The sequence below is a fragment of the Paenibacillus sp. JGP012 genome (assembly GCF_014203995.1).
Lineage (GTDB): Bacteria > Bacillota > Bacilli > Paenibacillales > Paenibacillaceae > Paenibacillus > Paenibacillus silvae.
In genome coordinates this window covers 203900-212477 of the sequence record NZ_JACHKG010000009.1, presented here as the reverse complement: position 1 = coordinate 212477, position 8578 = coordinate 203900, and the positions used below count along the sequence as shown (strand labels likewise).

General features: G+C 49.2%; 6 protein-coding genes. 3 read left to right on the top strand and 3 right to left on the bottom strand.

All coding sequences use genetic code 11. The features are described from left to right. Nucleotides 1-933: 933 nt before the first annotated feature. The 3 genes from HNR77_RS30635 to HNR77_RS13945 form a co-directional block, all read right to left on the bottom strand. Complete coding sequence (locus tag HNR77_RS30635) at nucleotides 934-1770, bottom strand: methyl-accepting chemotaxis protein (RefSeq protein WP_184185143.1); 837 nt, start codon at nucleotides 1768-1770, stop codon at nucleotides 934-936. Between the two features lie 333 nt (nucleotides 1771-2103). Then, nucleotides 2104-3105 (bottom strand): GTP 3',8-cyclase MoaA, encoded by a 1002-nt coding sequence (moaA, locus tag HNR77_RS13950; RefSeq protein ID WP_184185140.1) that lies wholly within the window; start codon nucleotides 3103-3105, stop codon nucleotides 2104-2106. A 133-nt stretch (nucleotides 3106-3238) separates the two neighbouring features. Beyond that, nucleotides 3239-5512, bottom strand: a complete 2274-nt coding sequence (locus HNR77_RS13945) for a methyl-accepting chemotaxis protein (RefSeq protein ID WP_311768619.1) — start codon at nucleotides 5510-5512, stop codon at nucleotides 3239-3241. Nucleotides 5513-5947: 435 nt separating this feature from the next. On the opposite strand from HNR77_RS13945, the gene HNR77_RS13940 reads away from it, so the two are divergent. The 3 genes from HNR77_RS13940 to HNR77_RS13930 are packed head-to-tail and all read left to right on the top strand — an operon-like array spanning nucleotide 5948 to nucleotide 8527. Next, nucleotides 5948-6790, top strand: coding sequence for an ABC transporter ATP-binding protein (locus HNR77_RS13940; protein ID WP_184185138.1), 843 nt, complete (start codon nucleotides 5948-5950; stop codon nucleotides 6788-6790). Beyond that, a complete protein-coding gene (locus HNR77_RS13935; protein WP_184185135.1) occupies nucleotides 6771-7583 on the top strand; it encodes an ABC transporter permease in 813 nt (270 codons plus the stop codon). Before HNR77_RS13940 ends, HNR77_RS13935 begins: the two co-directional genes overlap by 20 nt. Next, entirely contained in the window at nucleotides 7580-8527 is a 948-nt protein-coding gene (locus HNR77_RS13930; RefSeq protein WP_260410565.1) for an ABC transporter permease, read from the top strand. The genes HNR77_RS13935 and HNR77_RS13930 overlap by 4 nt, the downstream gene beginning before the upstream one ends. Nucleotides 8528-8578 lie beyond the last annotated feature (51 nt).

The window sequence follows — 8578 nt, the reverse complement described above, 5'->3', positions numbered from 1 at the left end:
TTTTGAATGGGTCCAGCAGCAACTACGATTAGCCTAAACTTTGTTATTCTACTGTAAATAAATTGGAAGCAGTTTTTGGCAAGTACAGTATATAAATTGAACTAAAGAAACGACATGATGCCGATTAACGGTTCATGCTCGTCAAAGAGCGCTGTAATAGGGCAAGAATACCAGTCTTGGCAGGCTGCTCATTTCGAAGATGGGATGCTAACGATCCCCATGGAGCTTATTTGCCCTGATACGGGGACATTTGAAATCTAACGATCTCCAGGAAGCTTATTCCATTCAAAATCCTGAAAAATGAGCCTGATCAAGCTGATTTCAGCAGAATAGCGTCTCTGGGGATCGTTAGAATGTTCTAAAGCCCGAATATGCCCAAATAAGGCTTCTCCTGATCGTTAGCGCTCGCAGTAGAGTGTGGCAGACTTGCACTAGCCATGGGCGATGGGTAATATTTGACGAATGTGCCTGGATTGATGAGCATATCGTCAACTTATCTAGCATGTTAAAGTGTATTCTTTTTTGTAACCCATCAAAGTACCTTGCATGTGTATTTTAGAAAAACATACCTTCAATGAATGAAATACTAGAAGCAGCGAGCCGTAGCTCTTCATATTTCATGTCCCTGATAATACTTGTGTCATGATCCTTCTGAATAACGCTTGAACCTGACGTTTCTTCTCTTACTCACCGTTCAGGATCAGCAGGGCATTAGAGAGGGCGCTTGTTTCTTCGTCGGCGCGCCCTCTCAGCCCGTCTACAATTTTTTATTGATTCCCCTAATGAATGTATTGCGATACTTACAGTTAATATCAATCGAGATATATACCTTCATAGAAATAAAATTAAGAAACACAGGTCACAACTGTTTGATGAGAAATGTATGAAAGTCAGGCAAGCTTGCAGCTGAAACAAAACACAGCTCACCATCGCTTATTCAGCTTTTAGCAGCATGGACTCAATGAACAATTTAAGATCCCGGCTCACTTCGTTCAGATGATCAATCGCTTCACTGAACTCAGTTACTAATTCGGCCTGTTCATTACTGGACTGGGCTATAGAGGTAATCTCCTGTTCCATCTGTCGAATGGAGGTCTGCACGTCTTTGAGTGAACGTTCGATGTTGACGGTTGCTTCCTTGGTGCCCGTAGATAATTTGCGTACCTCGGCTGCAACGACACCGAATCCTGCACCTGCCTCGCCAGCTCGTGCAGCTTCAATGGCAGCATTCAGACCGAGCAGATTCGTCTGTTCTGAAATCTCTCGGATAAATCCGGCGACTTTGTTAACCTCGCCAGAATTTTGCACCGCTATACGGGTATTGTCCAGAATCTGTGTGGAGGATGCTGTTAACTGCTCGGACTGTGCAGCTACAGTCTGCACCATATCGGTTAATCTGCCACTGATGCCGGTAATCAGTTCGGTAAAGTACTCCAGCTTTTCTTCATTATGAAGAGAAAATCCAATAGCAAGCGTACCTGCAATTTTTCCATGATCATCATACAGCGGCGTGGCCGCCGAATTGATCGCTGTACCGTAGAATTTGGCGTCAATTCGATTGGCCGAAGTTTCACCGTTCACTAATGCACGGCGCAAGGTAGGGTCCTCAAGAGAGATGGGATCTCCGGCTTTGATGCCAAGATCAAGCTCGTTGCTGGGAACGTAATACCAGAACTTCTCCGTATCGGTTACGGCAATCATAATATCGTGTTCCTTTAACATGATTTTGAAATAAGGGCTTGCTGCAACGAGTGCTTCTACAATGTTCAATAAGGTCAGCTCCTATAGTATATGTGTATTTATCATATGGTCGTATATAATACATCGTCAGATAGATTATTGAATTTTAGACTCGAAGAGGGCATAATGTCTACTATATTTTTTTGAGAACGTTTGAATCATTGTACAACAATGTGTTGATGTTTGATCGTATACAAGAAAGCAATGTCTGATCATATAAGAAGCAACGCCAAAACAGACGGGAACGTGGTGTTCTCGTCTGTTTCAGTCTGTTTCCTATGCCTTTGAAGCAGCAGTTCGAGCCGTTGGATGGATGGACAGGTGACATTTCCACCGTTCAAATAAAGAGAATAATTCTTCCTTTTATCCGCCAATCTGGGACATGCGCCGTACAGTCGGCGTATGAGATTGCATTTTTTGTTCCAGAGCGAGAGCCATCTCATGATTCTTCGGTTTCGTACCCAGCGCTTTGAGGAAGAGTGCCGCCATGGCATCGGGATCATCCACGAAGCGGCGAACATTATACTCATCCGACCAATACAAGCAGGCTTTGATATGTCCATCCGCGGTCAGCCGCAGCCGGTTGCAGTTGTCACAGAAATGATCACTTACCGGATGGATCAGGCCAAAAGTACCTTGGGAGCCCTTGATTCTCATGTTGCGAGATGGACCGTTCCCGGCAGGGCCTTCGGTGTTCTCCACCGTCCAGCCAGCTTCTGCGCACACATCTGTCACTGCTTCCAGCGGCAGATACGATTTGCGCCAGGAATCGGAGGCGTGTCCGATAGGCATGTATTCAATAAATCGCACATGCAGCGGCTGATTGATCGTCATGGCAATGAAATCCTTGATCTCATCATCATTAATGCCCTTCATCAGCACGACATTCAGCTTGATCGGTGCAAGTCCGACAGCCGTGGCAGCTTCAATGCCTTTTAACACCTTATTCACATCTCCGCCGCGAGTAATCATGGAGAAGCGGTCGGCATGCAGCGAGTCGAGACTGATATTGATACGATTCAAGCCTGCATCCTTCAACGCTTGTGCCTGTTTGTCCAGCAGCAGGGCATTGGTCGTCAGTGCGATATCTTCAATGCCGTCGATGGCGGAGATCATGCCCACAAGCTTGTGCAGGTCTTTACGCACCAGCGGCTCCCCGCCGGTGAGCCGAACCTTGCGCATGCCCATGGGGGCGAGCACTTTCAGTACTTCCGCAATCTCTTCATAACTCATAATTTCATCATGTGGAGCAAACTCCATGCCTTCCGCGGGCATGCAGTAAACGCAGCGCAGATTGCAGCGGTCCGTAACGGAAATACGGATGTAGTCATGTATTCGGCCAAATGAATCCTGAAGCAGTTCCATGCAGACCACCCTTTCAACGTTCAGATTGGATATCTTCTATAATAAATGATACGACAATTACGAAAGCAACAGTTGCATCAAATTTTAGCTATTTCTCCGATCCGCGTCAACGATGACGTCCGGTGACAGCAATTCAGGCAGGCTGGTTCAGCTGGAACTGTCCCACAACTTGCTGCAGGAAGAGGGTAATCGCCTCCACATCATGAGAGGATTGCTGCACTTTCATCATATCCCGAATGAGCGCCATCATCTCGGCTTCCACCTCGGCGGAGGTGGCCCGATTCTGGTGACTGATTGCAGCAATATTCTCCATCAGAAATACGACCTGATCCACCACTTGTGTGCGCTCTGCTTCTTCCGCAGTGGCTTTCTGGAGAAGCTCGGAGGCGGCCTGAACGAGGCTGGTGCCTTCCGCGAGCACTTGATCCCCTTCGGTAATTTGCTTGGAAGCTGCGCTTGCCGCAACCGAGATGCGATCCAGAATGTGATGAATATCCTCCGTGGAAGAGCGGGAGACGTCAGCCAGCTTGCGAATCTCATCAGCGACGACGGAGAATCCGCGACCGTGCTCTCCGACACGAGCAGCTTCAATCGTTGCATTTAATGCAAGCAGATTCGTCTGTGCAGATATTTCATCAATGACCGCCAAAGCGCGGTAGATTTCCTTCATAGTGCCAAGGAAAGACAGAATTGTCTGGTTTGTATCCGAAACTGCACCGGAGATTTGAATCATCTTGTCACCGATGCGATCCACTTCCTGTCTGGCCACGCCGATCTGTTCATTAGCCGACATCTCCAGCTGCTGCAGCGTCAGTCGCATATGGTCTGCGGCTTGCTTCGCTTGATCCAGATCCTGCAATTGGGTGCGGATAGCTTGAATCATGGAGCCAAGCTTGAGATTCACACGATCTGTAGTCACCTGTGTTGTCTCGGTGGAAGTGCGCATCAGGTACTGATTATCCATGACATCCTCCGTAGCCCGCTGAACTTTGAGCATGATGCTTTCGAGCGAATCAATCATGTTATTGATCCATTTGGCCAGCTCGCCGGATTCATCCTGGGCAAAAGAATTCGTGTCCAGACGCTGGGTCAGGTCCCCCTTGCCCTCCGCATTAATGCGAATGAATTGGCTCAGGCGTCCCAGGTCTTCATGCACGCGGTTGTATTGTTTGCGATGAAGCTGCCATGCGCCAAAGAATCCAAATATAACATTAAAACCGGCAATCGCAGCAGCACTCCAGCCGCTGCCTGTCAGAACAAAAATCAAGGAAGCTGCAAGAATTGCCGAGAGAATAATATAAATGCCATGCTGTTTCGATTGCCGCCATCCGATACTGCGGATGCGGTACACTTCCTCCAGATCGCCCTCACACATCATGCCCCAGCGATCCGGGCAGTGCGGAAGCTGAAAGGTGATGCCTTTACCGATAACGGGAATATGGCGATAGTCCGAGTACCCAGGATAGGCAACAAACAGATTTGAGCCGTTCTGAATCGTTTTCGATACGCCAGGATGTAATTGTCCTGTGGACGGATCGGTGAACATTAATTCAAGTTCTGTATGTGCCTGCACAGACACGATGCCCCAGTCGGTCGTTACGCCATCCTTCAGATTTTCACCATGGGTAAACGTTCGATCCTCGAAGCGGCTTCGGGACAAGGCTGTCCCTGGCTGCAGTTCAGGCCGCAGGACAGATTCAGCCATAAACAGATAGTTATCGCCGGAGTCCGGGTAGATATGTCCTGACTCACGCTGAATGAGATCACCAAGCACATCACCGGGAATACGGCTGCACAAAGCTCCTGCATATTTACCTTGATGAACAATCGGAGCAATGAACATCAGCGTAATGGCGTCATGGAATGTGGACGAGCGTGGCCCAATCTCCAGTGTAAGCGGATCAGCATAAGGGCCATACAAGCATTTTTGGCCGGGTGCACCTGTTATTACGTGGTTTAGGCCACGTTCGAAAGAAGCATTTTCATGAGTGGTGTAACGTTGTCCAATATGTTTCTGATATGTAGAAAATACGACCTGATGCTGCTCGTTCAGTATAAACAATTCAGTGCTATCCTGTGATCGGACATAACTCGCTTTAAACAAACTTTTCAACTTCTCTTCCTGTGGCGATCCTGGCTTCACGTCTTGGGGTCTGACCGATTCCATCTGATGCAGCAAGCGGTCCAGATGGTTCCACTGATCACTCGCCCAATCCATCATTAACTGCCTTCTGGTTTCGGCAATCCCTTCAAAAATCTGCTCCACATCATGTGTACGGTGTGCATTCAACCGATAAGACCACCACAGCGGCAATCCTTTTTTCCATCCCAGCCAATCAAACATCATGACCACCCCGATATCTGGATTTGAACAGCCCTTGAACAGCTTTGTTTTCAATGATTTCAAACTTGATTAAGGCTTGGTGTTACAGCAGTACCGACGCTTGCTTACGAACTATTCTCTGTCTATATCCAACGTTATACATGAAATCACATGTGATTACGAGGGGTTATGTCAAATTTTCCGAATATTTGATCAATTAATACAAATGAATATACGCAGATTACAGAGGGGATAGGTTGAGAAGGCATGTCTGATGTATGGAAGATTTCTGTTATATCACTTTACAGTAAATGTATAGCAAATTGGAGCGGTATCCCGCTCGTTTTACAGTATGTCACATGGATCAGCCTATTTTCCAAACAGTTTGTATAATGTATTTTTCCCCCAACACGATATAGTAGTACCTAACAAGCTAAACTCTGTTACTCTCGTGTAGCTTAACCTGCCACCTGCTCCTGAATTGTATCTAACCTTCTCATACCGCAAAGGAGAATGCCTATGACCTCTCAATCTCCAGCATCGATTCACCAGGCTGTCATTCCCTCCGCAAACAAGCTCATTGATGTGGATCATGTCTCCGTCGTATTTGGCAGCGGGAGTCAGCAAGTGACGGCCTTATCCGATGTAACGTTTCATGTGCATTCCAACGAATTTGTCTCTTTATTAGGGCCTTCGGGCTGCGGCAAATCAACGCTGCTCCGATTAGTGGCTGATCTGCTTCAGCCGACAACGGGCAGCATTCGGCTTGCAGGGCAGGAGCCGAAGCGAGCAAGAATGCAGAGGCAATTCGGCATCGTTTTCCAGACTCCGGCTCTGTTCGATTGGCGTACCGTGCGCCGTAATGTAGAACTGCCCATGGAACTGCTGGGTACCCCGCGGAAGGAGTGCCGCCGCATTAGCGGTGAACTGCTGGAAATGGTCGGGCTGACCCGATTTGCGGATCATTACCCCTGGCAGCTTAGTGGCGGGATGCAGCAGCGAGTATCCATCGCACGTGCGCTTGCCCTTGATCCGCCGCTGCTGCTGATGGATGAACCTTTCTCGGCCCTCGATGAGTTCACCAAGGAAAAGCTGCAGCTGGAGCTGTTGGAGATCAAACGCTCTACCGGCAAGACCTTCCTCTTTGTTACCCATAGCATCCCCGAAGCGATTTTTTTATCCGATCGCATTATTGTTCTCTCCGCCCATCCGGGCCAAGTGCATTCCATCCATCACGTGCATCTGCCTGCCGAACGACAGAGCGAGCTGAGGGAGACGGAAGCCTTTTATCAGATGATCACAACGATTCGCAACTGTTTTCAGGGGGAGCGTGATCCATCCAATGTTTCTTCGTTTAGGTAAACCGGGCTATCGTGTCTGGATGATGATCTGGATCAGTTCTTTTTTTATATTTTGGGAAGGCATAGCCTGGGTATTACATTTGTTCATGTCTCCTCAGCAGGCTGCTTCCCGCCTGCCGTATCTTCACCAGGTTATTGAGGCGTTTATTCGCTATTCAGGCACGCTGGCAGAGCAGGGCGCAGTAACCTTCGGGAATGCGGCTCTTGGCTTCGCTGGAGGAGCGTTACTGGGTCTGCTTCTGGCCCTGCTCATGAGTGCCGCCGGCTGGTTAGAGCGCACGCTGTCCCCTTATGTTGTATCTTCGCAGATGATCCCGGTCATCGGACTGGCGCCGATTGTTTATGGCATTATTCATAACGCTGCCTGGGCGCGTATTCTGATGGCGGCTTACGTCACCTTTTTCCCGATTATTATCCATACGTTAAAAGGTTTAAAGAGTACCTCCCGTGAACATCTGGAGCTCATGCGGGCGAGTGGTGCCTCGCGGACTGCACATTACACGAAATGTTTGATCCCTTCGGCGCTGCCAGGGCTGTTTTCCGGCTTGAAAATTGCAGCACCGCTCGCGGTGACCTCCTCCATCGTCGTGGAGTTGATGGGCGCGCCGGACGGGCTTGGCGTACTGATGGTCAGTTCACTGTACTACGGTCATGCACAAGTCGGTATGTTCTGGGCCACCATCATGCTTAGCATGGGCATTGGCATGATCTCTTATCTTTTGATCAGCCTGATTGAACGCTGGCTTACACCATGGCAGCCTGAATTCAGGTCAACGGGAGGCGGGTCAGCATGAGTGAAGGCACTGTACTGCCACGAAAGGGTGAGGAGGGAACAGCATCCGGCACCGGAGTAACTGCTGAAGCCGCAGCGGGTATGATGCCTCCCGTGAGAATAAAGTCGGTTCAGGCTGCAAATACGGCTATTCCTATCGACAGTTCCCGGAAGGATACACAAGGCTATGGAATCAAGCTCAGCACCCTCTTCCGTACTTTGCTGCCCTGGCTGGCAGGAGCCGCATTTCTGACCTTGTGGCAGCTGCGCTTCTTTCACGTCCTGCTGTCACTGGAAGTTTATCAGCTTCCTGTCCCTTCTGCGATTGTTTTCTCCATCCGCGACAATGCGGAGATGCTTCTCCGCTATGCCGTCTACAGCGGAACCGAGATGCTGGGCGGCTTTCTGATTGGCTCGCTTCTTGGGGTGCTGGCTGCCACAGGAGCGTCATTTTTTCCGAACAGCGGCAGGGCAGCGGTCACTGTGTTGTCTGCGCTCAATGCTGTTCCGATTGTGGCCCTCGCTCCAATCATGAACAATTGGTTTGGAGACGGGATCTGGTCCCGCATCGCTGTGGTGTCGGTTATTACGATGGCGGCGATGGCGGTCAGCCTGTTCAAGGGACTCACCTCGATCCAGCCGCAGTATGGCGAATTGCTGAATAGTCTGGCTGCGAGCCGCAAGCAATTTTTTTGGAAACTCAGACTGCCGCATGCCCTGCCTTCTTTCTTTGCGGGATTGAAAATTAACATGTCGACCAGCATTATCGGAGCGATTGTCGGAGAGTTTTTTATCGCTTCACAAGGTTTGGGTTATTTGCTCTCCGATCAGATTCGACTGGCTAACATGCCTCTGGCCTGGGCTTGCATCGTCATCGCAGCAGTGCTTGGCATCATTCTCTATGAGCTGGTTGTGTTCATGGAGAAACGGCTGCTTCCCTGGAATCAAACGCGTACGGTTGGCTGAGCAGCCAGATTCATGGAGCAGAAGAACAAATTCCATATATAAACAGGGGGT